Here is a 26,124-nt window from a genome sequence, read left to right as displayed (position 1 = left end):
TTATCAAAACTCAGTACATACACGGAAGATTTGGACATATATGCGATGGGCATAGGTGTAAAGATCGCAAGTCTTCCTCTGGGAGGTTTGTCATCTTTCCAGAGTGCTACCAGCATCGCGGGGTTCCGGGAGGGGGTACATAATTCAGCGGAGGCCATAGTAGCTTCTCTAACCCGTAACTGAGAGACCGAACCCAATATGAATGGAGAGTCGGATCTTTTCTCTGATCAGAGCGTGCAGATGTCTCGAAAGAGGGCTCGCAACATCGATGGACGAGGCGGATCTCCCTACTCGAGCCGCCTAGTGTCGACCCGTATGCTAGGTGGATTGGGAGGGGTAGAGTCAAAAGAGCTCCTCTTATCCCGATTGGATGGATTTAGATGGCGGGGACAGTTCTGCTGCTGCTGTTTCTATTTAAGTAAGGAATGTGTCGAGTGATTTTCTATCAGCACCGTAGCAGATAGTGAATTTTGCCGACTAATAAAAAACACCCGACAAGAGCCGGGTGTTCAGTTGGAATAGACAAATGCCTGATGCGAAAATCAAGGAAATGAGAAATATTTTAACCCATCACTTGATTGGCTCTGAGATATACCTGAGGTAGGAGCCTTTTTCCGGGACCATCAGATCAACCTTCGTTACTGGAGTATTTCCGCGCTGCCCAATATGCAGGGCGTTATCGTTAAATTGCTCGACAAGCATACGGCCATCGGCGAGAAATTCCATGCTACCGGAGAGACTCATTTCCACCGGATAGCTGTAGAGGTTGTGGTGCATATCGGATAATAAGTTTTTGATATCCACCAAATCCGTGAAAAGGTAAGGAGCGTCCATGTATAGGTCCACTGTGGTGGATAAGGTCGGCTTGTTATCAGAGCCGGGATAGATCTCTCCCTCTATGGTTTTCTTTCCCTGGGGATACCTCATACGCATCACCTGATAGCCGCTATCCACTATTTCGCCGCCTCCAACTACACCGGCCTTCGTAAACACCCGGAAGGAAGATGTAACGATGTGCCCCGGGAAGATGTTCACTTTAAGCGCGCCGGCATCGGTCACCGTATCAGTGACTTCCGCGAAAAGCACCCCGTGGAGATAGGTGAATTTGTCATTGGGACACTCGGCGGGAACGGTGTAATAACATTGCTTAGGTACACCGAACCCACCTACACCATAGGTATCACAGCCATCTGATTGATCTTCAAATGGGATGCCCTCTACCCAACCACAGCCAATGTTAGCGCCTAAGGCGGAATCCTGGGTGGTGGCAAATACTGAAGTCGATGCCGTGGCCAGCTCGGCTTCATTCACGTCATTTCTGAGTTGTTGGAATTCCCGGTAGCCAAAAAATGTAGACAGGATCTTGGCGCTGTTGGGCGGAGGAAGCACGCCGTTCGGATCCACGGGCGTGCCGCCGTCATAAGGATCGTGAACGATATCACGAATTCCTTGCGTTGAACTGTCAGGCTGCCAATCAACATGTGCGCTTTCGTTGATGTCGTAATGGTAGAAGTCGCCAAAAAAGAATGAGAGTCCCCCACCCGTTCCATAAAAGTCAAAGAGTTGTGCAGTGCTATCGTTGACCAGATTGACGTTGCGGTCCACATGCTGAGGCAATCGCAAAAGCTGCAAGACGTTTTCGGTCTCTGGCGCACCCACGAAATACTGTACAATGTCGGGCCCACCCCCCGTCAGGCTGGGTGAGGACTCCTCCCAGATGAAGTGATCTGTGATGAGCGCAGGTAGAGTACCCCCGAATGCACGGGACACGTCGTGAGTCGAAATATCAGCCAACAGTTGGGTGTGTATTGGCAGTCCATCGATACCGCAGAGGTGAGAATCGGGCTGGCTTGCATCACACTGCGCAACCGAAGAAGTCATATCGCCGTTGGATACTAGTCTGTAAGTGTAAGTTTGACCTTCTTTCCACGGGGCGTCGGGAACAAACTTCAGTGTGTTGCCTTGCAAGGAAATTTGGCCGGCGACCGTGGGCCCCTCGACATCGGGGTTTTGCGGATCGAGCTCATGCACAGTGAAATTGACGGCGTTACCGTTCGCATCGAACAGGCTGGCCGGATCAATTGCCTCGGAAAATACCACGACAATTGGACGATTGGCGGGCATTTCGGGCACGGGAAGGATGTCGTCGGCGGGCAGTGGATCGAGACTGCCAAGGCCGTCTTCACCGGGGATACTTGCGTCCGCTGTATTGGGTTGCATACTGCCGCGACAACGCCCGGCCAGCATGGATTGCCCCGCACCTGGGTTGAGGTTCCGTGTTGCAGTATTGAGAGGGCAGGGATAGCCCGGATAAACACCCATGACAAAAGGGGATTTTTCTTTCACCGGCTCGTCCACCCCGGTATCAAAAATTCCTATGGGGGGAGGAAAAGTGCGTGCTTGCCATATTGAGACAGTCTCTACCAACGTATCTAATGTAAAGGTGCCATCAAAAGCCATGCCATCGGTGGTGGTGCCGTTCCAATTTCCCCCCCGCAAATCCATAATCCCCGGATCAAGACTGACCTGGTAAGACAAAGAAGGTCCGGTCTCGGTGGGATGCTCCAGCGGATCAACCGGTTTGATCACGATTGCCGCGCCGTCCACGGTGACTTTGCTGTCCACTTCGGTTTGTACACCGCCTTCATTCTTATACAGGTGCACTTTGCCGGTTACGGATTGGCGGTCCAGCGGGCGGGTGAAATTCAATACGATGGGGTCGGTGGGTTTGAACATGGCGGTCTTGTCCAAACCGGTCTGCCCATCCACGCCCAAGGTCCAGCTCTGAAACTCCAACGGCGTGGTGTCCGGCACCGGCGCGGGGGCGTTGAGCTGATCCTTATAGGACTCCAGTTGGAAGCTGAGCATGCCGTGGGCGAATTCCTGGCCGAGCACGTCCGGCTCCACCACGCTGACCGCGTCGATTTTCAGCACGCCTTCCTGCGGGTCCACTTCGCCGACGCCGATCAGTTCGATGTGCAGCATGTCCTGGGTAAAGCCGCCGTTGGCGCGGGCTTCATCGGTGGTGATGGCCACATCCATGAACAGCCGCACGATGCGCAGGGCGTCGGCGCGGTTGTGGGTGTCGTAGGGGTTGGGCACCAGGTAGCCGGTGGCGTCGCTGAGGAAGTGCATTTTCACTTCGCCGGATTCAAAGCCGGCGGGCACTTCGCCGCCGATCAGCACGTCCAGGCTGGTGCCGCTGAGGATGGTATCAGCGGGGATGCGCACCGGGGTGACATCCGTATAGACGGTGACGTCGCCCAGCTCCGCGCGCACGTCGCCGCTGGCCTGGGTGACGTTGTCCTGGCCGAGCAGGGTGGCGTTCACCGGCACTTCGTTCACCGGTTTGCCGGTGAGCGGGGAGGTGCGGGTGCGGTTTTCCGAGTCGGTGATGCGCTGTACCAGGATGGCCGGCTCGCCACGCGGTGATGAGTCTTGCGGGGTGACGGTGAGTTCGTGGCCACCAAATGTATTGCCGAAGGTGCTGGCCAGGCCGTCGCCCAGGGTGAGGGTGTAGGTCTCTCCCGGGGTGAGGTGCTCGGGCGCGGGGTCCAGGGTCATGTAGGGCCCTTCGGTGAGCAGGCGCGCTTCCACCAGCTCACCGCTGCCGTTCACCAGGGCCACGGTGTCCGCCGGCGTGGTGCCGTCGCCCGGGTTGAGGCCGTAGCGGGCGCTGGTGGGGTCGATGGGCTGAGTGAACTGGAAACGGAAAGTAGAAAAGTCCATCACCGGTTCTTCGACGTCACCGCTGGGGATGGCGCGGGTGAGAGTGAAGTCGTCGTCGGCCACCACCAGGGATTTCGGGCCCCGTTGCAGTGCGCGGGTGGTGAAGTGGATATCGCGGTTCGGTGCCTTGCCCACGCTAAGTTGCACACCGCGCAGGGTCACGGTGTAGTCGGTGAGCGGTTGCAGTTTTTCCGTGGGTGTCAGCAGAATGCTGCGGCCGTCGGCTTCCACTTTGCTGTAGGTGACGGGGACGATGTCCCCATCGGCGCCCCCAAGGCGCAGTTTGATATTGTTTTCGGCGGCGGCCAGCTCGATGTCGCTGGAGAACCGCAATACCACCGGAGCGGGGATTGCCACTTCACTTTGCCCGTCGTCCGGATAGGCGTAGAGCAGGCTTTGCCGCTGGGCGTCGTTGGCGTCATTGCCGGGCATGCTGGAGCCGTCACTGCCGCCACAGGCGGTGAGGACGGTGGCGCAGGCGGTTATTAATAAGGTCCCGTAGAGGGTCCGGTTAAAGGTTCCGCGAATCATAAGGTTCTCCCCCCTTAAAACTGCATGCTGATGGAGGCGGCGAAGACATTGACGTCACCGTCGGTCTTGACGCGGTCATTGTTGCCGGTCTGGTCGGAGATCAAACGGAAGTCCCGCTCGCCGATGGCGTGGTACTGGTAGGCCAGGTCGAAGCGCACCGGGTGGGCGAAGCCGTAGACGCGCTGGGCGGTGGCGTGGAAGCCCAGGCCGAAGATGGTGCGGCGGGCGTCCAGATAGTTGATCTCTTTGTTGACGCCGGTTTCCAGCGGCGACTCCTGATAGGCGATCCCCCCGGAGAAGCCGATGCCGGGCTCGAACTCGTACTCCACGCCAATGCGGGGAATAAAGGTGTCACGGAACTGCAGATCCCCCACGTCCTTGATGTCGTCGTGGCCGGCGGTGAGTTTGTCCTCGAGCTTGGACCACTCCTGGAACTCCAATGCCACACCAGTGCGCCACTTGCCTTTTTTCACCTGAGTGCCGAACACATAGGTGTTGGGCTGGTAGGAGTCGATGGTGCTCAGGTTAATAAACAGACCGGGCTCGGGGATGGTGCCGGGAATGATGGTGTTGGCGTCGACGCTGACGCGCGCGTAGGAGTAGCCGCGGAAGGCGAAGGCGGTCTCCACGCCGTTGTACCAGCAGTCGGCGTCGGGGCAGAAGGTCTCCTTCCAGTCCAGGCTCATGCTGAGGATGGGCCGCAGTACCGGTTTGGCGGTGACGTCGAGGGTCTCGTACTGGGTGTTGCCGGAGAGGTCGGTGTGGGCGACCAGCTTGGCGTCGGAGTGCAGGGTGACGCGGGTGGCGAAGCCGATGGCGAGACCGCGCCAGATGTTGGTGCCGATGCCGAGGGACAGGAACAGCGGCTCACGGCCGTGATTGAAGTACTGGCCGTAGGGGGCGGTTTGCGAGGTGAAGGCCATCAGTTCCTGGGAGTACTTCTCGGAGCCGAGCAAGAGGCCGAGGACCACGGACTGTCCGAGTTCGGTGATGCCGGAGAGATCGGTACGTAATCCGAGCAGGATTTGCTGGGTGGGATCGTCCTGGACCTTGTACTTACCGTGGTTTTGGCTGTCGGCCTTGAGGTTGGGATCGGCGTGCATGAGTCCGGCGGTCATTTCGCCACGGGTGTCGCGGGCGAGAAAGGCCGGATTGTAGTAGGTGGTGGAGACCTGGGTGTTGAACATGGAGAGGGCCTGGACGGTGGCGACGTCACTGGGCAGGACACCGTAGCTGGTGGCTATGTTACCCATGTTCGCGGAAGCGATCGCCGGGGCAAGCAACAGCGCCGCGGCCCCTAGGCGCCGCGGCCCAAAGAGGGGCTTCAGTCGGGAACGGGAGATCATTTCAGGAAATCCTCCAAAGATTATTGTGGTCGTTATTGCTCTTTTTCTTTTTTGCGCTTTTTTCGCGTTTTCCTTTTTTCTTTTAAAAAAAGAGGCCGTCTTTACGATTGGCAGCCAGAGCCTAGGAGCGGTCGGCCGGCGCCCATAACCGGCGATTGAGAATGGTCGGTCACGATTTTTCTTTTTGGTTAGAAAAGGTTTTTAAAACAAAGGGTTGGGGCTGTTTTTGGAGGGAGTGCAAAGCGCTGGACGAAGCGATGAAGAGGATAAGAACAAGGGATAAGTAAACAAAAAGATGTCGTTATTCTACCATTTTGCTGTCTTTTTCGGACAAAGGAACGACGCTCTGTCCTTTAATGAAGAGCGACGACGGGATTATTAATTAATCGGGGAAATGTATTTTAAAAAGGGGACAGGAAAAATCGCTGCCAAGCGGAGCGCCGCCCGGCCATCTTCCCTCAGCCGGGACTACGAAGCCGCTGTGGGAAGCGAGCTCGCTCGCGAATCAGCTGTGGCGTTTGGGGACTATTCGCTGGCTAGCCAGCTTCCCACAGCGGCTTTGTAGTTGGGTTTGCAGGAGCTAGCCTTGCTGGTGAACGGGCACTCAAACTTGGGGGGCCTCGCGGCGGCTTTTGGGAACGGGCTACTGAACGTCGCGCCAGCGTTGATAATCCTCGCGGGTGACACCGAGGCCGGCAAGGCGCTGTGGCGACAATTCCCGGATATCTTCCTCCAGGTCTTCGAAGTAGGCGTTGCGGTCGTTTTCGGGGACAGCCCGGGCGGCTTCCTTGAGACGGGTGGTCAGCGCAGCGCCGGAGAGACGTTCCAGAATGATCTGGCGTAGTACATCCCGGCGTTGTGCGCGGTAGCGTACCCGTATGGTGTCCACGCCCAGCGCTTCGGCGGTGGCGTCGTATTCCTGACAGCCGCGCAGATAGGAGGCGCGGTACAGTTCGATCAGGGGGCGGGGATCGTTCAGTTCATAGACGGCCAGCATGGCGGACGCGTAGTCGTCCTTTTCGATGGCATTGAACGACAGCGGTACCCGGTTGCGGGTAATCAGCGGAATGTTGGCGGCAAGACGCGAGGTGCGCTTGTTGACGTCGGTGAAGGCCTGCAGATAAGCCACGTGCAACAGCAGGAACAAACTCTGCTCATAGGGTTCCTGGATCGCCATGGCCTTTGCGGTGATGCCGCGCAGGCGGCGTTCCAGGGTGGTGGGGTTGTCCAGGGGGATATAACTGGACGCGCCGACTCGCACGCCATGATCCCTGATCTTGCCGGAATGGGGAGGGGGCACCAGCCCATCGGACAGAAGGTAATGTAACGTGCAGATCTCCTCGTAGCTGGGCTCCATATGGCCGGCTCGCTCCACCAGGTAACGGATCGCTTCTTTATGATTGAGGATCATCACGGCTTCCTCATCGAGCTTTCCGGTGGCGCCGGTACCTTCCAGAAGCAGGCGTTGTGTCTCGATCAGCGAGTAGGTGTTTCCCTCCAGCCGGGATGAATGGTAGGACAGGTCAATCAACAGCCGGTTATAGATGCGCCGCGCATAGGTGCCAGCGGGCTCGGGAGTGTCGGTACGCCGCCCCTTGTCGGTCAGAATGTCGATGTCGGCCTGGCTGAAGTAGCGGCTGTGGTTGGGTTTGTATTCTTCCAGCCAGTCGCCGTTATAGCTCACCGGACGGCGATCGAGCAGTGGCCGCCGCACCCGTTCAAGTGTCTGACGGGCACCGTCACTGAAAGAGAAGAACACAGGAGGCTCTGGCTCACGGATTTCCGCTGCCGTGCTTTCGGCCAGACGGTATCGAGTGCCGCGCTTTTGTCCGCTTTTGACAACAAGCCCTTGTTCGACCAGTTGGCTCAGCCAGCGCCGTGTTGAACGCTCGGCGAACCCTTCGGGCAAGTGTTCAAGAATCTCCGGCAGGCTGGCCGGCGCCGACAGCTTCCAAAGGACATCCAGTATCTGGTCTGCCTTGGTGTGATTGCGGATATATTGGGACATCGGATTTGGCCGTATAAGTATTTATACGGCCATTATGAGAGAGATACGGCCAAATTCAAGGCCAAAGTGGCGCTTTTTTGGCCGTATCTTGTTTGACGGCCGAACCCCATTCGCTGCCAAGGCAGCTTCCCACAGCGGCTTTGTAGCCCGGTCTGTAGAAGCGAGCCCTGCTGGCGAATCTTTTTGGCGCTGTGCCCCATTCGCCAGCAGGCTGGCTCCCACAGCGACCGTGTAGCCACCTCAAGCGTCATGGCCTCGTGCCGTGGAGACACGCCCGGCCATGGGCTATAATGCGCGCCCCTCGTTCCAGCCAGGAGTGCCCCCAATGACGGTGATTCGCCAGGACGATCTGATCCAAAGCGTGGCCGATGCCCTGCAGTACATCTCCTATTACCACCCGGTGGACTTCATCCGCGCGGTAAAGGAAGCCTACGAGAAGGAAGAGAGTAAGGCGGCCAAGGACGCCATGGCGCAGATTCTGGTGAACTCGCGCATGTCCGCCATGGGGCACCGCCCGATCTGCCAGGACACCGGTATCGTCACCGTGTTCGCCAAGGTCGGCATGAACGTCACCTTCGAAGGCGACATGTCTCTGGACGACATGATCAACGAAGGTGTGCGCCGGGCCTACAACCACCCGGACAACGTGCTGCGCGCCTCGGTGCTGGCCGATCCGGATGGCAAGCGCGCCAACACCAAGGACAACACCCCGGCGGTGATCAACTATTCCATCGTGCCCGGCGACACCCTGGAAATCGACGTGGCCGCCAAGGGCGGCGGTTCCGAGGCGAAGTCCAAGTTCGCCATGCTCAACCCGTCCGACTCCGTCGTCGACTGGGTGCTGGAACAGGTGCCGAAGATGGGCGCCGGCTGGTGCCCGCCGGGCATGCTCGGCATCGGTATCGGCGGTACCGCCGAGAAGGCCATGCTGATCGCCAAGGAATCCCTGATGGATCCCATCGACATTCACGAGCTGCAGGCCCGTGGCCCGCGAACCCGGGCCGAGGAACTGCGCCTGGAGCTGTTCGAGAAGGTCAACGCGCTGGGCATCGGTGCCCAGGGCCTGGGGGGTCTGACCACGGTGCTGGACGTGAAAGTGGCGGATTATCCGACCCACGCGGCCAACAAGCCGGTGGCGATCATTCCCAACTGCGCCGCCACCCGCCATGCCCACTTTATTCTCGACGGCAGCGGCCCGGCGGACCTCAAGGCGCCGGACCTGGAAGAGTGGCCGGATATTGCCTGGGGCAATGACGAGGGCGCCAAGCGCGTCAACCTGGACACCGTGACCCCGGAAGAGGTGCAGACCTGGCAGCCCGGCGACACGCTGCTGTTGTCCGGCAAGCTGCTGACCGGCCGTGACGCCGCCCACAAGCGCATGGTGGATATGATTTCCAAGGGCGAGAAGCTGCCGGTGGACTTCACCAACCGCTTCATCTACTACGTCGGCCCGGTGGACCCGGTGGGCGACGAAGTGGTGGGCCCGGCTGGTCCGACCACCGCTACCCGCATGGACAAGTTCACCCGTACCATGCTCGAGGAAACCGGGCTGATCGGCATGGTCGGCAAGGCCGAGCGTGGCGACACCGCGATCCAGGCGATCAAGGACAACAAGGCGGTTTACCTGATGGCCGTGGGCGGCGCCGCTTATCTGGTGTCCAAGGCGATCCGCAAGTCCCGCGTGGCGGCTTTCGAGGACCTGGGCATGGAAGCGATCTACGAATTCGAGGTGGAAGACATGCCGGTGACCGTGGCGGTGGATTCCAACGGCGAATCGGTACACAAGACCGGCCCGGTGATCTGGAAAGAGAAGATCGCCGCCAAGAAGTCGGCGTAATCCTGCCTCGCTTCCGCCCCGGGGGGAACCTCTCGGGGCGGAACGCGTCAGACAGACCACTATGAATACTCTTGCGTTGTCTCGATGGGGGGCACTGGCCTTGTGCGCCCTGCTGCTGGGTGGCTGCGCCGGTCTGCGGCAAACCGCCGGCGGCTGGCTCGGTCTGGCGCCGGCGCCGGCCACGGTGGCCGGTCTGGACTATGCCACCCAGAAACGATTGGGGGTAGCGGAGTTGGCCTGTGATGAGCTGGCCGCGGCCTGGCGGGAGGACCGCTGGCTGCCCGGCGACGAGCGGGCGCGGTTGATCGCCCGCTGCGGCGCCCGGGTGCGCCGGGTGCTGGATGCCCGTGAACAGGATCAGGAACTGGATCGTTTGGTGTCCGAGGCCTGGGATGCCACCATTCAGGCGCGGCTTGAACGCGAACGGCGGGAGCGCCGCCGCGAGCAGGTGCGCCGTGCCATTGCCCAGGCCCGGGAAGAGGCCGAGGCCCGCAACGATTCCGCCGCCGAGGATGCCCTGGCGCAGCTGCGCGAACGGATGGCGGACGCGCATATCCTGCAAGTGCTCAGAGAAGTGCCGGACCAGCCCCTGGCCTATGCCATCGGGCAGCCCTCGGAACGCTCCATGAAGGAATTCCTTTCCTGTCTCGAAGTGGCCTATCCCAATGAAGGCTATGAGATGCAATGGGAGGGCGACAGCCTGTCGGTGCGCGCGCTCAACGCCACCATGCCCCGGGGCGACGTGGATATCGATACCCAGTTCGTCAGTGTCTGGAACACCTGGATGCTGCAATCCCTGAGTGTGGCCGAACTGCGGGCCACCAACGCCCAGGACCGCTTCATGCTGGCCCAGAACCTGGTGGCGGGGCAGTGTTATGACGTGGATGGGCGGTTGTAGGTGGCCGTGCGTTCTGTGGGAGCCAGCCTTGCTGGCGAATTGGTTTTGTGGGGTTATTCGCTTGCAAGCAAGCTTCCCACAGCGGCTTCGTAGTCTTTTCTGTGGGAAGCTGCCTTGGCAGCGAATCGCCCGCGGAATTCAGGGCCGCGCCGTGGTCGCCCGGTCCACCAGATACACCAGCCCGTGATAATCAATGCCGCCATGATGGCTGAGACCGATCTCGCAGGTGCGGCTGGTGGAGATGCCCTCGTCACAATGCCGCACGGTGTCGCGCAGATCGCGCAGGGCGTGGGCGTTGAGTTCCGGGGTGGTGAAGCCTTTGTCCCCGGCGAAGCCGCAGCAGTGAATCCCTTCCGGTACCACCACTTCCCGGGCACAGCGACGCGCTATGTCGATCAGCCCCGCGCTTTCCCCAAGATGCTGCGTGCTGCAGGTGACGTGCACCGCCACCGACGTGTCCAGTGGTGAAAACGTGAGCCGGGAATACAGCTGCTCGCGGATGAACTTAACCGGGTCGTACAACTTCAATCTCGGATCCAGGCCGCCTTGGACCAGCCGCAAGGTACAGGGGCTGGTGTCGCAGTACACCGGATCCTCGCCATCGCGGCTGGCTTTCAGCAGCGCCGCCGCCAGTTGGTCCCGTTTACGGTCGCCTTGTTGCGGATAGCCTTTGGAGGCGAACGGCTGGCCGCAGCACAGGCTGTCCAGATCTTCCGGGAACACCACCTCGAAGCCTGCTTTTTCCAGCAGCGCCCGGGTTTTGTCGATCAGCGGCACCTGCTCCCGGTCGTTCAGCGACGGCCCCATGGTGCGGGAGACGCAGGCGGCCAGATAAACCACGCGTGGGCGTTGCCCGGCGGAGAGGTGTTGATGGCGGGGCAGGGAGGTGGCTTGCGGCATGGCCGGCGTCCACATCGGGATGCGGTCGCCGGACAGCCGCCGCAGGCCATTGGCAAGCGTTTGCAGCCGTTCTCCGCCGAGCAGTTTTTGCGCGGTGGTGGCGCCGCGCAAAGTGATCCGGGTGGCGCCGAGCGCGCCGCTGAAATGATCGGCCAGCCGGTCGGCGGTGCCGGTGTGCCGGGCCTGTCCGGCTCTCAATTCACGCACCAGATCGCCGGTGTTGATGCCCACCGGGCAGCGCTGGGCGCACAGGCCGGTGGCCGCGCAGGAATCGATGCCGCGATACAGATAGTCGTTCCAGAGCGCGGTGGCGCCGGCTCCGTCGCGGCGTTTGGCCTGAATGTCCCGCCATACCACGATGCGCTGGCGCGGTGTCAGGGTCAGGCCGCGGGAAGGGCACACCGGTTCGCAGAAGCCGCACTCGATGCACTTGTCGACGATCTCGTTGGCGGCGGGCAGCGGCTTGAGATGTTTCAGGTGAATGCGCGGGTCCTCGGACAACACCACATCCGGGTTGAGGATGCCGGCGGGGTCCAGCAGCCGTTTGATTTTCCACATCAGTTGATAAGCGTCGCGGCCCCATTCCAGCTCCACGAAGGGCGCCATGTTGCGGCCGGTGCCATGCTCGGCCTTGAGCGCGCCGCCGAAGTCTTCCGCCACCAGTTTGGCCACGTCGCCCATGAAGGCCTCATAGCGTTGTACCTGGGCCGGGTCGTCGAAGCCCTGGGTGAACACGAAATGCAGATTGCCTTCCAGGGCGTGGCCAAAGATGATCGCTTCGTCGTAGCGGTGTTTATCGAACAGGGTGAGCAGGCCGCGCACGCCATCGGCGAGTTGTTCCACCGGGAAGGTCACGTCCTCGATGATCACCGTGGTGCCGGTGGGCCGCACCGCGCCCACCGCCGGAAAGGTGCCTTTGCGGATGGCCCAGAGTTGTTCGTTCACCGCCGCATCGGTGCTGAAATCCACCTGCTTCTCCACCGCGAAGGCGGCGAGGGCCTGACGAATTCCTTGTAACTGTTCCAGCAGCAGGGTTTCGGCGGCGGCGCGGGATTCGATCAGCAAGGCGCAGGCGCCATCGGACAGGCCCGGCACCCAGTCGGGCATGCCCGGCTGGTCCTGTACCGAGCGCAGGCTGCGGCGGTCGAGCAATTCCACCGCCGACACCGGTTGCTGCTTCAGCACCGGCACCGCCCGGCAGCAGGTGTCCACGTCGGGGAACACGATCAGGGCGCTGGCCCGGTGCGGGTACTCCGGCACGGTGTCGTAGGTGACCGCGCTGATGAAGCCAAGGATTCCCTCCGAGCCCACCATTAGATGGGTGAGAATATCCAGCGGATCGTCGTAATCCACCAGCGCGTTCAGGGACAGGCCGGTGGTGTTCTTGAGACGGTATTTGTGACGGATGCGGCTGCTCAAGGCGTTGTCGGCGCGGGTCTCCCGGCCCAGTTCAGCCAGTTGTTCGAGCAGGGCGGCATGGCTTTGCCGGAAGCGCATGATGCTGTCCGCGTCCTCGGTGTCCAGCACCGTGCCGTCGGCCAGCACCAGGCGCATGCCGGCCAGGGTGTGATAGGTGTTCTGGGCGGTGCCGCAGCACATGCCGCTGGAATTGTTGGCGACGATGCCGCCGATCTTGGCGGCGTTGATGGAGGCCGGATCCGGGCCGATCTTGCGGCCCAGCGGCGCCAGCCAGGCGTTGGCCTGGGCGCCGATGACGCCGGGTTGCAGGCGGATCTGTTCGCCGTCGTTGCGAATTTCCCGGCCGTTCCACTGGTCGCCCAGCACGATCAGCACGGAATCACTGATCGCCTGGCCGGACAAACTGGTGCCGGCGGCGCGGAACGTCACCGGCACGGCATGCTCGCCGGCCAGCTGCAGCAGCGTCACCACTTCCGCTTCTGTTTCCACCCGGATCACCAGTTTCGGAATCAGACGGTAAAAGCTGGCGTCGGTGCCGAACGCCAGGGTGGACAACGGATCGTCGAAACGCCGTGAGGCGGGAATCAGGGTTTCCACCGCCCGTAGAAAAGGCGCGGGCAGCGGGCCATGGTCGGCAGCGGTCATGCGTCCTCCAGAATCAGTACCACCAGGTCCTTGGGGCCGTGGGCGCCGTAGGCCAGTACCTGCTCGATGTCGGCGGTCTTGGACGGGCCGGAAATCAACAGCGCGTTGGTGGGCATGCCGGCGCGCCAGTTCAAGGCGCGCTGGGCTTCATAGAGATTGTCATGGATGGTGCTGGCGCGCAGTAGCGCGAAATGCACCGGGGGCACCAGACTCATCAAGCGCGGTTCGTGGCGGTCCGGGCACAGAATCAGACTGCCGGTGGCGGCGATGGCGCCTACCGTGCCGGTGAGACTGGCCGGGGTGTCGTGGAACAGCTCGTGTTTCCACTCTTCCACGGGCCGGTCGTAGGCGTGTAACGCCGGCGCATCGGAACGGCGCTGCCAGTGTTCGCTCAATTGCCGGCCATGATCGGTCTCCGGTGCGATCAGCAGACGTGTCAGCTGCTTTTCGTCGAGCAGGGTGGCCAGCAGGTCCGGCCATTGCGTCTGGCTGGTGAGATGAATTTCCGTGCGCACCGCTTCCATCAATTCCCGCAAGCGGGCAATGCGCTGTTCCGGCGGATAGCGCCAGGGCTCGGTGACCAGCGTCTCGTCGAAATCGTCCGGCAGCGGTTCGGTGCCGGCCAGGCTGTGCCGGAGTTTGTCGAGAATGCGGGCTTTGGCGCTCATCGGGGCTGCTCCAGATGTTTGCGGGCCAGTTCATGCAAGGAACGGGCGGCGGGTTTGGGGGCGCCGCGGTGCTCGGTCCAGGGGCCGAGACGGGAGGGGGTCAGCGCGCGCAAGCGGGTGGCGAAGAAGCGGAACAGCCGGTACAGCAGCGGGCGCGTGTACAACGTGCGCCAGAGCTTCCAGACGGTGCTCTCCAGTGCCGAGTATTTGCTGCCCTGGCCGCGCATTACCGCGTGCCCGGGATCCGGACGGGACACGTTCTCTTCGCGCAAGCGCCGCAACAGCGATGGAATCGGAATCCGCACCGGGCAGACCTCGCCGCAGGCGCCGCACAGGGAAGACGCGCTGGGATGGTCCGGCACCTTGTCCAGGCCGACCAGGTGCGGGGTGATGATGGCGCCGATGGGGCCAGGGTAGACCTCGCCATAGGTGTGGCCGCCGACACGGGTGTACACCGGGCAGTGATTCATGCAGGCGCCGCAGCGGATGCAGTTCAGGGTCTGCCGCAGTTCACCGTCGGCGAAGGCCTGGCTGCGACCGTTGTCGAGGAGCACCAGATGCACTTCTTCCGGCCCGTCGCGCTCGCCGGCCTGGCGCGGACGGGAGATCATATTGATGTAAGTGGTGATCGGCTGCCCCAGGGCGGAGCGGGTCAGCAGTGACAGCAGTGGCACCACATCGCGCAGATGGGCCACCACTTTCTCGATGCCGGTGACGGCGATGTGCACCTTGGGCACGGTGGTGCTCATGCGACCGTTGCCTTCATTTTCCACCAGTACCAGGGTGCCGGTTTCGGCCACCGCGAAATTGACGCCGGAGACACCGATGTCGGCGTCGAAGAATTTTTGCCGCAGTATCCGGCGGCCAGTCTGAATCAATTCGTTGACGTCGCGGGTGTAGGGTTCGCCCAGTTCCCGTTCGAACAGCCGGGCCACCTGATCGGCGTTCTTGTGGATCGCCGGCATGATGATGTGCGAGGGCTTCTCGTGGTCGAGCTGAATGATGTACTCGCCCATGTCCGATTCCAGACACTCGATACCGTGGTCGGCGAGGACATGGTTCATATCCATCTCCTCGCTGACCATGGACTTGCCCTTGATCACCTGTCTGGCCTGACGGCGCTCGGCGATGTCGAGGACGATGCGATTGGCCTGCTCGGTGGTTTCCGCCCAGTGCACCTGGATGCCGTTGGCGGTGAGATTGCTTTCCAGTTGCTCCAACAGATCCGGCAGCCGGGACAGCGCGCGGGCGCGGATGTGATTGCCCAGGGTGCGCAACCGTTCGCGCTCGTCGGCGTCGCTGAAGGCGGCGGCGCGCTTCTCCATCAGCGAGTCCATGGCACCGCGAAAATTGCGTCTGAGTTGGGCGTCCCCCAGCGCATCACGGGCGCGGCTCTTGAATTCATCCCGTAGCGGGATGCGCGCGGGCTGGCTCATGGCTGGCCTCCGGTGCGTTGCCAAAGAAAGCTGGCCAGATGCTGACCTTGCAGGGGCGCCCGCTGTTTTTCCAGGGCGCCGTTGATGTTCATCAGGCAGCCGGCGTCCGCGCTCACCACGCGGGCGGCGCCGCTGTCGCGCAGGGAGCGGGTCTTGTCCGCCACCATGGCGCCGGAAATATCCGGCATGCGCACACAGAAAGTGCCGCCGAAACCGCAGCATTCGCTTTCATGATCATGATCCACCCGGCGTACCCCGGACAACTGATCGAGCAGGGCGCGGCCGTGATGATGAGTGTGCATTTCCCGGCGGGCGCTGCAGGAGGTGTGCAGGGCCACCTCGGTGGGCGGGCCCTGATCGTGCAACTCGACCCGGCAAACATACAGCAGGAACTCCGCCAGCTCGTAGGTGCGTTCCGCCACGGCCCTGGCCCGTGCCAGGGCATCGGGCTCGTTGGCGAACAGCTCCAGGTAATGATGGCGGAACATGCCGGCACAGGAACCGGAAGGCACCACCACCGGCCAGTCCTGGTCGAACAGCGCCAGCTGCGCGCGTGCCACTTCGCGTGCCTGATCGGTGTAGCCGCTGGTGTAGGCCGGCTGGCCGCAACAGCTCTGCGCCTGGGGGAAAACCACCTGAATCCCCTCCCGTTCCAGTAACCGTATGGCATCCATGCCGGCCTCCGGGAAAAACAGATCCACCACGCAGGTACCGAACAGATAAATCCGCTCGGGTTTGTGCTCGGGATAAGTCCGGGGCGCCGCGTCCGGCTCGGCAGTGCGGGTGGCCTGGGGAACGAAGGTGCGGGGAGCGTTCATGGCGGTGATTCCTTCATTGAACCAGCGGGTCGGTGACACCGAGGAGGTAGAGCGCCACCAGGGCGATCAGTCCTGTCATCATCACATAATAAAACGTCGGCCAGATGGTTTTGCGCAAAGTCGCCCCTTCCTGACCGAGCAGGCCGACGGTGGCGGAGGCGGCCACCACATTGTGGATCGCCACCATGTTACCGGCGGCGGCGCCGACCGCCTGGGCCGCCACCATCATGGCACCGGACAGCCCGAGGCCGTGGGCGACGCCATACTGAAACTGGCTGAACATCATGTTGCTGACCGTGTTGGAACCGGCCAAAAAAGCCCCCAGCGCGCCCACGGCGGGCGCGAACAGGGGGTAAATGCCGCCGACGCTATCCGCTACGTAGCGGGCCATGGCAATCGGCATGCTAGGCAGATCCGAGGCATTGACGCCGGAGTTGATCAGAATCCGCACCATCGGCACGGTGAACAACAACACGAACCCGGCGCTGAGCAGAACGCCGGAGGATTCCTTCACCGCCGCGCCCAGGGCGGCGGGTTTCATGCGGTGCAGGAAAAAGGTGATGGCCACCACCGTGACCAGGATGCCGCCGGGCAGATACAGCGGCTGGACGTTGGCGCTGATGCCGGTTTCCCCGAGCAGGTCGCTGCAGCCGATGGCCACGCTCTTCAACGCCGCGCCGATTTCCGGGAACACCCGGCTGATCACCAGCAATACCCCGACCAGCACGTAGGGCAGCCAGGCGCGCAGGGTGCCCATGGGGCGGCCGGTCAAATCCGCCACCTTGATTTCCAGGCTGCCCAGCCACTGCCGTGGCCAGTGCTCGCGGTCGGCGAAATCCCACTGCTGTTTGGGGACCAGGAAGTTCAAACGAATGGCGGTGGTGACGATGGCCAGGCCGATCAGGCCGCCGAGCAGGGACGGGAACTCCGGCCCGAGCAGCAGGCCTGTGGCCAGATAGGGCAGAGTGAAGGCAAGGCCGGCGAACAACGCGAACGGCAGCACTTCGAAGCCGGCTTTCCAGCTTTTGTCCTTGCCAAAAAACCGGGTCAGCATCAACACCATGATCATCGGCATGATGGTACCCACCAGGGCGTGGGTGATGGCCACGCTACTGGTGATCTGCTGCAGAAACTGCTCCCAGCTGGAACCGCGCTCGGTCAGCTCGAGGCTCAGGGCGGCGCTGTCCAGACCGCTGGTGACGCCGACCACAATGGGCGTGCCGACGGCGCCGAAGGAAACCGGGGTGCTTTGCACCAGCATGCCCATCAGTACCGCCGCCAGGGCCGGGAAACCGATCGCCACCAGCAAGGGCGCGGCGATGGCGGCGGTGGTGCCGAATCCGGAGGCGCCCTCGATGAAACTGCCGAACAACCAGGCGATGACGATGGCCTGAATGCGACGGTCCGGGCTGAGCGTGGTGAAGCCCTTATGAATCACGGCAATGGCGCCGGAATGCTTGAGCGTGTTGAGCAGCAGCAGCGCACCGAAGATGATCCACAACAACCCCAGCGTGATCACCAGCCCCTGAAGCGTGGAGGCGAGCAGGCGATTGAAACTCATGTCCCAGACCAACAGGGCCACCATGGCGGAGAACAGGTACACCACCGGCATGGCGCGACGGGCCGGCCAGCGCAAGCCGATCAAAAGTAATGCGGCAAGGACGATCGGGGAGAAAGCGAAAAGAGCAAGCAGGCCGGGTTGCATGGCGCGATAGTCTCCTGGGTATTGTTGTTTGCATCGTCGAAAAGGTTTGTGTAAATTGGTCTTACCAATTATCCAAAATGAAAAACTAGCCTAAAAGCTGATCCCTGGTGCGTCAAGACAGGGGTCGGTAAGACCTTTGTCTATTCATTGTGGATAGTGGGTGGTGTGGAGATGTGGAACGTCGTAGGATTTCTTAATTGGTAATACCAATTTGAGAGGTGGCATGAATACGGGACAAGTCCGTCATCGGCGACTTTCCGATGAAATCGTGGAGAAGTTGGAAACGATGATTCTGGAGGGCAGTTTCAAGGCCGGAGAACGCTTGCCGGCGGAACGTGCCCTGGCGGAGCAGTTTGGTGTATCGCGGCCCTCCCTGCGTGAAGCGATTCAGAAGCTGGTGGTGCGGGGGCTGCTGACCAGCCGCCAGGGCGGCGGTACTTTCGTGGCGGAGCAACTGGGCTCCACTTTCAGTGATCCGTTACTGCATCTGCTGGAAAAGCACAGCGACGCCCAGCAGGATCTGCTGGAATTCCGTCATACCCTGGAAGGGGCCTGCGCCTATTACGCCGCGCAGCGGGCCACGGAACTGGATCGCCAGCGTCTGCGCGATGCGTTCGAGGCCCTGCATCGTTGCTATAGAGACGCCAAGGTGGCTCGCGCCGAGGAAGGCGCCGCCGATGCCGCCTTTCACCTGGCCATTGCCGAGGCCAGTCACAATGCCGTGCTGCTGCACACCATTCGCGGCCTGTTCGAGCTGCTCAAACATAATGTGGTCACCAACATTGGCGGCATGTACGAACAGCGGGACGAAACCCGCGACATGTTGCTGGCCCAGCACCGTCAGCTTCTCGACGCCATCCTTGAACAGCGCGCGGAGGACGCCCGCGCGGTGGCGCAGAATCACATCAGCTACGTGCGCGAAGTGCTCGATGAAGCACGCCAGCAGGCGCAGCGGGTGGAGCGGGCGGAGCGCCGGCGGCGTTGAGGGCCCGGTAGTGGGAAGCATGCTTGCAAGCAAGCTCCCACAGCGGCTTCGTGGCGCAAGCTGTGGGAGCCAGCCTGCTGGCGAATGTGACCTCTGATGTGGGGTATTCGCTTGCAAGCAAGCTTCCCACAGCGGCTTCGTAGCGTAATCTGTGGGAGCCAGCCTGCTGGCGAATGCGGCCTCTGATTGGGGTATTCGCTTGCAGGTAAGCTTCCCACAGCGGCTTCGTAGGGCAAACTGTGGGAGCCAGCCTGCTGGCGAATGCGGCCTCTGATTGGGGTATTCGCTTGCAAGCAAGCTTCCCACAGCGGCTTCGTAGCGTAATCTGTGGGAGCCAGCCTGCTGGCGAATGTGGCCTCTGATGTGGGGTGTTCGCTTGCAGGCAAGCTCCCACAGCGGCTTCGTAGCGTAATCTGTGGGAGCCAGCCTGCTGGCGAATGCGGCCTCTGATTGGGGTATTCGCTTGCAGGTAAGCTTCCCACAGCGGCTTCGTAGGGCAAACTGTGGGAGCCAGCCTGCTGGCGAATGCGGCCTCTGATGTGGGGTATTCGCTTGCAGGCAAGCTCCCACAGCGGCTTTGTAGCGCAAACTGTGGGAGCCAGCCTGCTGGCGAATGTGGCCTCTGATGTGGGGTATTCGCTTGCAAGCAAGCTTCCCACAGCGGCTTCGTAGGGCAAACTGTGGGAGCCAGCCTGCTGGCGAATGTGGCCTCTGATGTGGGGTATTTGCTTGCAGGCAAGCTTCCCACAGCGGCTTCGTAGGGCAAACTGTGGGAGCCAGCCTGCTGGCGAATGTGGCCTCTGATTGGGGTATTCACTTGCAAGCAAGCTTCCCACAGCGGCTTCGTAGCGTAATCTGTGGGAGCCAGCCTGCTGGCGAATGTGGCCTCTGATTGGGGCATTCGCTTGCAGGCAAGCTTGTATGGTTTCCCGGCAAGTCTTAGAAGGAGAAGACTTGTCGGGGTGGAGGGACCAGGCAAGCTTCTGACCCTAGGGTACAGACTGTGGGAGATATGGCCCCACCCCGCACCTTCAAACGCCGATAAGGAATCCATCGGCTGAGCGCACACTCAGACCGACGATACTCTGCAAGCCAGCGTGACGGTGCGCCCCGACAAGCCCATTTAACCTAGCTGACAGGGGTGCCCCATGGCAATGCCGGCAAGCCGCCCGGAGATCGGGATCGACGTTGCGAAAGATGACCTGGTGATTCACCTCCAGGGCCTGAACCAAACCTTCACCATCGACAACACGCCCCAAGCCATTCGCCAATGGCTGGCCACCCTCCCCGAGGGCTGCGATATCGCCATTGAGGCGACCAGCACCTATCACATGGACATTACCGAGCGCGCACACGCCAAGGGGCATCGGGTCTATGTGGTGGACGGTTACCGCCTCAGCAACTACCGCAAAGGCGTTGGAGGGCGGGCCAAGACGGATCTGGCCGATGCCCAGTTGCTGGCCCGCCATCTGCACAAGGAGAAAGACGAGTTACGCCCGTGGAGCCCGCCCCCAAAGGCGTACCGGATGCTGCAGAGCCTGCTGCGTCGCCGGGCCGCCTTGGTTAAGGCCCGCACGGCATTACGTCAGAGCCTGAGCGGAGAACCGGAGCTCAAGGCCCCTCTGCGTGCCCTGATCGCCAAAATGGACCGGATTGACTCTCTGATCCAGAAACGGCTCAAGAGCGCGGTGAGCGCCGCCGGCTTACAGACTCAGGTCCAACGCTGCGACGCGATCGACGGGGTCGGCGAGATCACCGCCACCGCCTTGGTCATGGCCTTCCTGAGAGGGGACTTCAAGAACAGCGATGCTTTCGTTGCCTTCCTGGGGCTGGATGTCCGAGTCCGCGACTCCGGCAAACTCACAGGCAAGCGTAAGCTGACCAAGCAAGGGGATACGGAGGTCAGGCGACTGCTGCACTGTGCCGCCATGAGTGCGTCTCGACACCCGGTCTGGCGCGCCTTCTATCAGCGCTATCGGGACCGGGGACTGCACACCACGCAAGCCTTGGTGATCCTGGCCCGGAAGATCGCTCGCACCGCCTTCGCCCTGATGAAGCAGCAACAAGAATATTGCCCCGCAAAGCTCTTCTAAGCATTGCAGGGCACCATAGAATCTCCCACAGCGGCTTCGTAGGGCAAACTGTGGGAGCCCGCTTTGGTGAATGTGATGGCCATCACAAAAACAGGACGGCAAATTTCGCTTGTGCGACGAAGAATGGTCGCTTGACGTCTGTCGGGATTATGAAAATGTTTTATGCCGTACTGGCAAACTTCCTCATTCGGCGCCGAAGAACCGGCGTTAGCGCTTTGATACGATTCACTTTCCTTACTGTCATCGAGCTGTCTTCAACGGGTGGGATCATGACGCTTTATGGTCAGTTATAACCCCTTTATAAAGGCCTGTTCGTTGTGGTTATTTGGTTGACAAACCTGATGGTATAAAAGAAAAAGACGAGCTGAGATATTCCTATTACGGATATGGGAATGACACTATCAACAGGGAGCGTTCCTTCTGTGATCTTTCCGCGCACTTCTTCTGATTCCCTTCTGTCTCAACACCGTAGAGCGGCGCCATGAGCATGCTTGTGCAAGCTTTTCGTTCCTTGATCAGCGAGCAGCACAATCGCCTGCTGCGCCTGAAGTTTCCCCATAACGATGGGCCGGATGCGGTACTGCTGCCGGAGCAACTGGATGCGACGGAAGGCCTGTGCCGGGATTTCAGCTACACGGTGACATTGATATCCGATGATGCCCATCTTCATGCCAAGAGTTTCATCGGCCGCATGGTGACTCTGGAACTGGTGCGCAAGGACGGTTCGCTTCGTTATTTCAACGGTTATGTTTTCGAGTTTTCCCGGCGCGGTACCGATGGCGGCTACGCCACCTATGAAATGCAGCTGGGGCCGTGGCTCAGTTTCCTGAAGTTGCGTAAGGATAATTACCTGTTCCAGAACCAGACCGTGGCGGATCAGACCGCGGAGGTCTTCGCGGATTATCCGCTGCGGGACTACCGTACCCATTTTATCAAGCCGGAGGACGATGCCACGCTCACTTTCGCCATGCAGTGGGATGAGTCCGACTACAACTATCTGCATCGGCGCTGGGAGGAGCGAGGCTGGTATTACTGGTACGAGCATCGCGCCGACGGCCATACCCTGGTGCTCAGTGATGACTCCGCCACCTCGGAACCCGTCGATGGCTCACAGCGGGTGCGCTATCACAAGGAAGGGGGCAGCCGGGTCAGCGACGCCATCAGTGAGTGGTTCGCCCATCGCCGTCTGGCGTCCACCGCTTACAGCGCCTCTAGCTTCAACTTCAAGAATCCGCAACCGCAGATGGCCAGCGCCGCCACCGTCAATGATCAGGGCATGGTGCCGGACCTGGAGGTTTACGAGTACGCCGGCGCCTACGGTTTCAAGGCCCGGGAGAGCGGAGAAATGCAGAGCCGCCGCCGCATGGAGGAAATCGAGGCCCACGCCAAGGTGTTCCAGGGCGAGGGGGATTGCAGCCGGTTGCAGCCGGGCCGCTGGTTCGGACTGATGGATCATTTCGATCATGATGTGGAAGAGGAAAGCGACCACCAGTTCCTGGTAGTGGAGACGCACCATCAGGCGCGTAATAACTACCTTGGCAAGGAGTCGGCTTCCCATTACGAAAACCGCTTCCAGTGTCTGCGCAAGAAAGTGCCCTGGCGGCCCGGGCGCGGCTTCAACAGTCAGCAGCCCAAGCTGTACGGGCTGATGACCGCCACCGTGGTGGGCCCCAGCGGTGAGGAAATTTATTGCGACGAGTATGGGCGGGTGCGGCTGCAGTTTCATTTTGACCGAGAAGGCCAGAGTAACGAGGCCAGTTCCTGCTGGGTCAGGGTGGCATCGAACTGGGCCGGTGAGCGCTTCGGTTTCATGGCGGTGCCGCGCATTGGTCAGGAAGTTCTGGTCCAGTTTCTGGACGGTGACCCGGATAAGCCGATCATCACCGGCCGGGTCTATAACCAGGCCAATATGCCGCCCTGGGATTTGCCCGCCAACAAAACCCAGACCGGGATTCTGACCCGTTCCAGCCAGGGCGGTGGCTATGACAACGCCAACGCCATCCGCTTCGAGGACAAGAAGGGCGAGGAGCAGCTCTGGATCCACGCGGAAAAGAACCAGGATATCGAAGTCGAGAACGACGAGACCCACTGGGTCGGTCAGGATCGCAGCAAAACCATCGACCGCGATGAAACCAGCCACATCAAGCGCGACCGCACGGAAACCGTGGACCGTGATGAAACCATCACCGTGCACAACAACCGCGCTGAAAGGGTGGACCGGAACGAGACCATTTCCATTGGCGCCAATCGCACCGAGGACGTGGGCGGCAATGAGAATGTGGTGATCGGCGGCAACCAAACCGAATTGATTAAACAGGCCAAGGCGGAAACCGTGGCCCTGGCCAAGGCGCTGACCATCGGCGGCGCTTATCAGGTTTCCGTGGGCGCGGCCATGAACACCACGGTGGGGCTGTCCCAGTCGGAGCAGGTGGGCATCAATAAATCGGTTCTGGTGGGCAAGCGGTTCACCATCAATGCCCGGGATGAGTTGTCCATCACCGTTGGCAAATCCTCGCTGGTGATGAAGTCCGATGGCACCGTGCGCATCAACGGCGTGCAGTTTGAGTTCGGTGCCAGCGGGCCGGTTCACATCATCGGCAAGGACGTGGATATCAACTAGGGCATCCAGAAGACGCCATTCAAATAGTGTGTACAGGCCCTCGGACGATGGAATTCCTCAACCTCACGCCTTTCGATGCGCTTTGCTACGGTGGTCTGGATCCGGCCGGCGCCGAGCATCGCATCATCGCGATGAAAGTGGGCTACCGTCTTGTACCCGACGACAACGAGGCCGGCGTGTTTCATGCCCGGGTGATGGACGATGAACCGCTGCCGTTGTGTATGGAAGACCGTTACTACGGAGAGCCGGGGCACTCCAGCGCTTTCGAGGAAAGCGATCTGGCGCCATACAAACCCAAGTGCGATGTCCTGCTCAGAGGGCAGGCTCACGCGCCCGGGGGCAAGCCATCCCGATCATGGCGGGTGCGCTTCAAGCTGAGTCTGCCGATGGCTCCCGCGGAGATACAGACACCGCCGCCGCGGCCGCTGAACCCCCGTATGCCGTTGTCGGAAAAACAGCGGGATCAGTGGCAGCTTGAGCTTCAGCAGGCGGAGCGGACTCGATTACAGGCGCCCACCGCCCGCGTGCTGATGGACAAGGTGCTCCAAGTCACCGGGGAGCGTTATTTCAAACGCCGCTGGGGACGCTGGTGGCTGTCCCGCCCGGCCCGTGCGCGGACGGTGCCATTGCGCTGGGAATATGCCTTTGGTGGGCGTAGTGAAGTCGCCAATCCCGGCCATGCCGGCGATCCGTCCGCGCCTTCTCATTGGCTCAATGAAGTCTGTTTCAGCAACCCTTTGGGCCGTGGCTGGATCGAGCGCCGTCATCGCCGCCTGGCGAACAAGGCCGGTCAGTCGCTGACCCGGCTGCCGGCGCCGCGAATTGAAGACCCGCAACAGCCATGCCGTGAGCTGGTGAGGGGCCGTCATCCGGACGGTGAACAGGACGCCACGGCAATGGCGCGTCTGGCGGCCGGGTACGGCGCCGCGCCGGCGGGGTTTGGCATTGTCGGCCGTGCCTGGGCACCGAGGTTGGCTCATGCCGGGACTTACGATGATGACTGGCTGAAGCGGCGCTGGCCCGGCTTGCCGGAGGATTTCGATTTCGCTTATTGGAATGGCGCGCCGGCGGATCAACAGGTCGAGTATCCGTTACCGGGAACGCGTATTGAGTTGTGGCATCTGACCGACCCGTCGCAAACGCCGCGCGGCTATTTGCGAACCGAGCTGCCGCAACACAAGCCCTTTGTTTTGCTGCGGATGAGCAACGGGGCCATGGTGCCGATGCCGCTGTTGACCGACACCCTGATCGTCGATACCGAAACCATGGAACTGCATGTGACCCACCGGATTTCGATTCCCCAGGGGACGCCGGTACGCGTGATCGAAGCCCGGTTTGAGACCGATCCGGAAGCGCCGCTGGTGAAGGCCGGGATCGAAGTGGAGGAAACCACGGATGGCGGATGACTACATCGCCCGCAAGCAAGGTGGCTGGAAGGTAGTGAGCCTGGCCCCGGATGTTTGCAAGACGCCCATGGGCAGCAGCACGCCGCCGGTGCCGTACCCGGTTACCGCCGAGCTGGCGCAGAGCGGCAAGACCGCGGCCACGGTGCGTGCCAACGGCCATGAATTGGTGCTGTTCGATGCCAGTCTGGTGTCCAAAACCCTGGGGGATGCCGCCGGCAGTGCCAAGGGGGTGAAGAGTGGTACGGTGGGGGCGGCGAGCTGGCCCAAGGGGCGCAGCAGCAGTGTCTTCGTACAAGGCAAACCGGTTGTCCGCCACGACGACGAGTTTTGGATGAACGGCAGCCATGGTGGCAACTGGACCATTGCCGAGTTGTTGAAGGTGCTGTGTCCCAAGGATAAGGACGTGGTGGATGATCTGGCCGAGACCGATGTCTACATTGCCGATGATATCTACTATGACGACCTTATCTACGACGGCAGCCAATGGACTGTTGATCGCTTTCCTGGCGGCGGCTCCTGGGGTGGTGATTCGCTGTTGATGCTGGCGACCGGGTCCGCGCAAGCCGCCGCGACCACCGCTTATCACGAGCTGATACACAAACATCAGGACCCGTCCATGAGCTGGCAGGCGATGGAGGAAGATGCCTACTACAGAACCGAGGCATGGGCCATTGAACGAGGGATGCCAGCACCGGACATCGACGGGTTCGAGTTCCGGACCACCAAAGCGGATGGCGCGCTTGTGCCGAACCGTGATGACATCGAGCGGTTCGTACAAGAGACCTATCCTATTCCGGCGGATCCAAACGCGGCTTTTCCGGTGGGAGTGAACGCTTCCGGTGATGTGCAATTGAGCGATGGCACGACGCGGCCACCAGAGAGAGGAGACCGCATAGCGGGACAGGAGGAGACGGCCCGTAAAAGGAAAGTACCTCGCTCGGTATGGAAGTGCCCGGGTGAAAGCGACACCCCGCCCGAGGAGGAATGAATATGCTCAGGGCCATGGAGCGTTGCTCGTTTTTGTTGAGTCTCTTGTGCCTGACCGCCTTGACTCAGGCCTGTGTTGGAAACAACAACGGA

General features: G+C 61.2%; 15 protein-coding genes. 7 read left to right on the top strand and 8 right to left on the bottom strand.

The annotated features are described in order from the left end of the window. Window positions 1–570: 570 nt before the first annotated feature. From RYH70_RS11785 to RYH70_RS11775, 3 genes are all read right to left on the bottom strand, one after another. Window positions 571–4,260 carry an Ig-like domain-containing protein gene (locus tag RYH70_RS11785; protein WP_317009173.1) on the bottom strand — a complete coding sequence of 1,230 codons (3,690 nt, stop codon included), beginning with the start codon at window positions 4,258–4,260 and terminating at the stop codon, window positions 571–573. Between the two features lie 14 nt (window positions 4,261–4,274). After that, window positions 4,275–5,606: an outer membrane protein transport protein gene (locus tag RYH70_RS11780; RefSeq protein WP_317009172.1), complete on the bottom strand. Its 1,332-nt coding sequence runs from the start codon at window positions 5,604–5,606 to the stop codon at window positions 4,275–4,277. A gap of 643 nt (window positions 5,607–6,249) precedes the next feature. Then, on the bottom strand, window positions 6,250–7,614 hold the full coding sequence (locus RYH70_RS11775) for a Fic family protein (RefSeq protein ID WP_063141722.1): 1,365 nt from the start codon (window positions 7,612–7,614) through the stop codon (window positions 6,250–6,252). Between the two features lie 325 nt (window positions 7,615–7,939). On the opposite strand from RYH70_RS11775, the gene RYH70_RS11770 reads away from it, so the two are divergent. Further along, window positions 7,940–9,451, top strand: a complete 1,512-nt coding sequence (locus RYH70_RS11770) for a fumarate hydratase (protein WP_022995851.1) — start codon at window positions 7,940–7,942, stop codon at window positions 9,449–9,451. A gap of 61 nt (window positions 9,452–9,512) precedes the next feature. Beyond that, a complete protein-coding gene (locus tag RYH70_RS11765) occupies window positions 9,513–10,349 on the top strand; it encodes a hypothetical protein (protein WP_143247782.1) in 837 nt (278 codons plus the stop codon). Window positions 10,350–10,487: 138 nt separating this feature from the next. Here RYH70_RS11765 and RYH70_RS11760 read toward each other — a convergent pair whose 3' ends face one another. From RYH70_RS11760 to RYH70_RS11740, 5 genes are read right to left on the bottom strand one after another with little or no spacing between them, the layout of a single operon-like run. Beyond that, on the bottom strand, window positions 10,488–13,313 hold the full coding sequence (locus RYH70_RS11760; RefSeq protein ID WP_317009171.1) for an FAD-binding and (Fe-S)-binding domain-containing protein: 2,826 nt from the start codon (window positions 13,311–13,313) through the stop codon (window positions 10,488–10,490). Continuing rightward, window positions 13,310–13,981 (bottom strand): LutC/YkgG family protein, encoded by a 672-nt coding sequence (locus tag RYH70_RS11755; RefSeq protein ID WP_317009170.1) that lies wholly within the window; start codon window positions 13,979–13,981, stop codon window positions 13,310–13,312. Before RYH70_RS11755 ends, RYH70_RS11760 begins: the two co-directional genes overlap by 4 nt. Next, window positions 13,978–15,417, bottom strand: a complete 1,440-nt coding sequence (locus RYH70_RS11750; protein WP_317009169.1) for a LutB/LldF family L-lactate oxidation iron-sulfur protein — start codon at window positions 15,415–15,417, stop codon at window positions 13,978–13,980. Before RYH70_RS11750 ends, RYH70_RS11755 begins: the two co-directional genes overlap by 4 nt. Then, window positions 15,414–16,235, bottom strand: coding sequence for a (Fe-S)-binding protein (locus RYH70_RS11745; protein WP_317009168.1), 822 nt, complete (start codon window positions 16,233–16,235; stop codon window positions 15,414–15,416). Before RYH70_RS11745 ends, RYH70_RS11750 begins: the two co-directional genes overlap by 4 nt. 13 nt (window positions 16,236–16,248) lie before the next feature. After that, on the bottom strand, window positions 16,249–17,940 hold the full coding sequence (locus RYH70_RS11740) for an L-lactate permease (protein ID WP_317009167.1): 1,692 nt from the start codon (window positions 17,938–17,940) through the stop codon (window positions 16,249–16,251). A 223-nt stretch (window positions 17,941–18,163) separates the two neighbouring features. Between RYH70_RS11740 and RYH70_RS11735 the strand changes: the two genes are divergently transcribed. From RYH70_RS11735 to RYH70_RS11715, 5 genes are all read left to right on the top strand, one after another. Then, window positions 18,164–18,925 (top strand): GntR family transcriptional regulator, encoded by a 762-nt coding sequence (locus tag RYH70_RS11735; RefSeq protein WP_080531086.1) that lies wholly within the window; start codon window positions 18,164–18,166, stop codon window positions 18,923–18,925. 1,148 nt (window positions 18,926–20,073) lie between these two features. Further along, on the top strand, window positions 20,074–21,018 hold the full coding sequence (locus RYH70_RS11730; RefSeq protein ID WP_233917054.1) for an IS110 family transposase: 945 nt from the start codon (window positions 20,074–20,076) through the stop codon (window positions 21,016–21,018). A gap of 481 nt (window positions 21,019–21,499) precedes the next feature. Next, entirely contained in the window at window positions 21,500–23,638 is a 2,139-nt protein-coding gene (locus RYH70_RS11725; RefSeq protein ID WP_317009166.1) for a type VI secretion system Vgr family protein, read from the top strand. 47 nt (window positions 23,639–23,685) lie between these two features. Then, a complete protein-coding gene (locus RYH70_RS11720) occupies window positions 23,686–25,044 on the top strand; it encodes a DUF2169 family type VI secretion system accessory protein (protein WP_317009165.1) in 1,359 nt (452 codons plus the stop codon). Continuing rightward, window positions 25,034–26,032 (top strand): DUF4150 domain-containing protein, encoded by a 999-nt coding sequence (locus tag RYH70_RS11715; protein WP_082439224.1) that lies wholly within the window; start codon window positions 25,034–25,036, stop codon window positions 26,030–26,032. Before RYH70_RS11720 ends, RYH70_RS11715 begins: the two co-directional genes overlap by 11 nt. The last annotated feature ends 92 nt before the right edge of the window (window positions 26,033–26,124 follow it).

It is taken from the genome of Alloalcanivorax xenomutans (assembly GCF_032810065.1).
In the GTDB taxonomy this organism is placed as follows: domain Bacteria; phylum Pseudomonadota; class Gammaproteobacteria; order Pseudomonadales; family Alcanivoracaceae; genus Alloalcanivorax; species Alloalcanivorax xenomutans.
This window is presented reverse-complemented; position numbering and strand designations above follow the sequence as displayed.

Bases quoted from the DNA above. Each gene is read 5' to 3' on its own strand.
- RYH70_RS11785 (WP_317009173.1), bottom strand. From the start codon at position 4,260: ATGATTCGCGGAACCTTTAACCGGACCCTCTACGGGACCTTATTAATA.
- RYH70_RS11780 (WP_317009172.1), bottom strand. From the start codon at position 5,606: ATGATCTCCCGTTCCCGACTGAAGCCCCTCTTTGGGCCGCGGCGCCTA.
- RYH70_RS11775 (WP_063141722.1), bottom strand. From the start codon at position 7,614: ATGTCCCAATATATCCGCAATCACACCAAGGCAGACCAGATACTGGAT.
- RYH70_RS11770 (WP_022995851.1), top strand. From the start codon at position 7,940: ATGACGGTGATTCGCCAGGACGATCTGATCCAAAGCGTGGCCGATGCC.
- RYH70_RS11765 (WP_143247782.1), top strand. From the start codon at position 9,513: ATGAATACTCTTGCGTTGTCTCGATGGGGGGCACTGGCCTTGTGCGCC.
- RYH70_RS11760 (WP_317009171.1), bottom strand. From the start codon at position 13,313: ATGACCGCTGCCGACCATGGCCCGCTGCCCGCGCCTTTTCTACGGGCG.
- RYH70_RS11755 (WP_317009170.1), bottom strand. From the start codon at position 13,981: ATGAGCGCCAAAGCCCGCATTCTCGACAAACTCCGGCACAGCCTGGCC.
- RYH70_RS11750 (WP_317009169.1), bottom strand. From the start codon at position 15,417: ATGAGCCAGCCCGCGCGCATCCCGCTACGGGATGAATTCAAGAGCCGC.
- RYH70_RS11745 (WP_317009168.1), bottom strand. From the start codon at position 16,235: ATGAACGCTCCCCGCACCTTCGTTCCCCAGGCCACCCGCACTGCCGAG.
- RYH70_RS11740 (WP_317009167.1), bottom strand. From the start codon at position 17,940: ATGCAACCCGGCCTGCTTGCTCTTTTCGCTTTCTCCCCGATCGTCCTT.
- RYH70_RS11735 (WP_080531086.1), top strand. From the start codon at position 18,164: ATGAATACGGGACAAGTCCGTCATCGGCGACTTTCCGATGAAATCGTG.
- RYH70_RS11730 (WP_233917054.1), top strand. From the start codon at position 20,074: ATGGCAATGCCGGCAAGCCGCCCGGAGATCGGGATCGACGTTGCGAAA.
- RYH70_RS11725 (WP_317009166.1), top strand. From the start codon at position 21,500: ATGAGCATGCTTGTGCAAGCTTTTCGTTCCTTGATCAGCGAGCAGCAC.
- RYH70_RS11720 (WP_317009165.1), top strand. From the start codon at position 23,686: ATGGAATTCCTCAACCTCACGCCTTTCGATGCGCTTTGCTACGGTGGT.
- RYH70_RS11715 (WP_082439224.1), top strand. From the start codon at position 25,034: ATGGCGGATGACTACATCGCCCGCAAGCAAGGTGGCTGGAAGGTAGTG.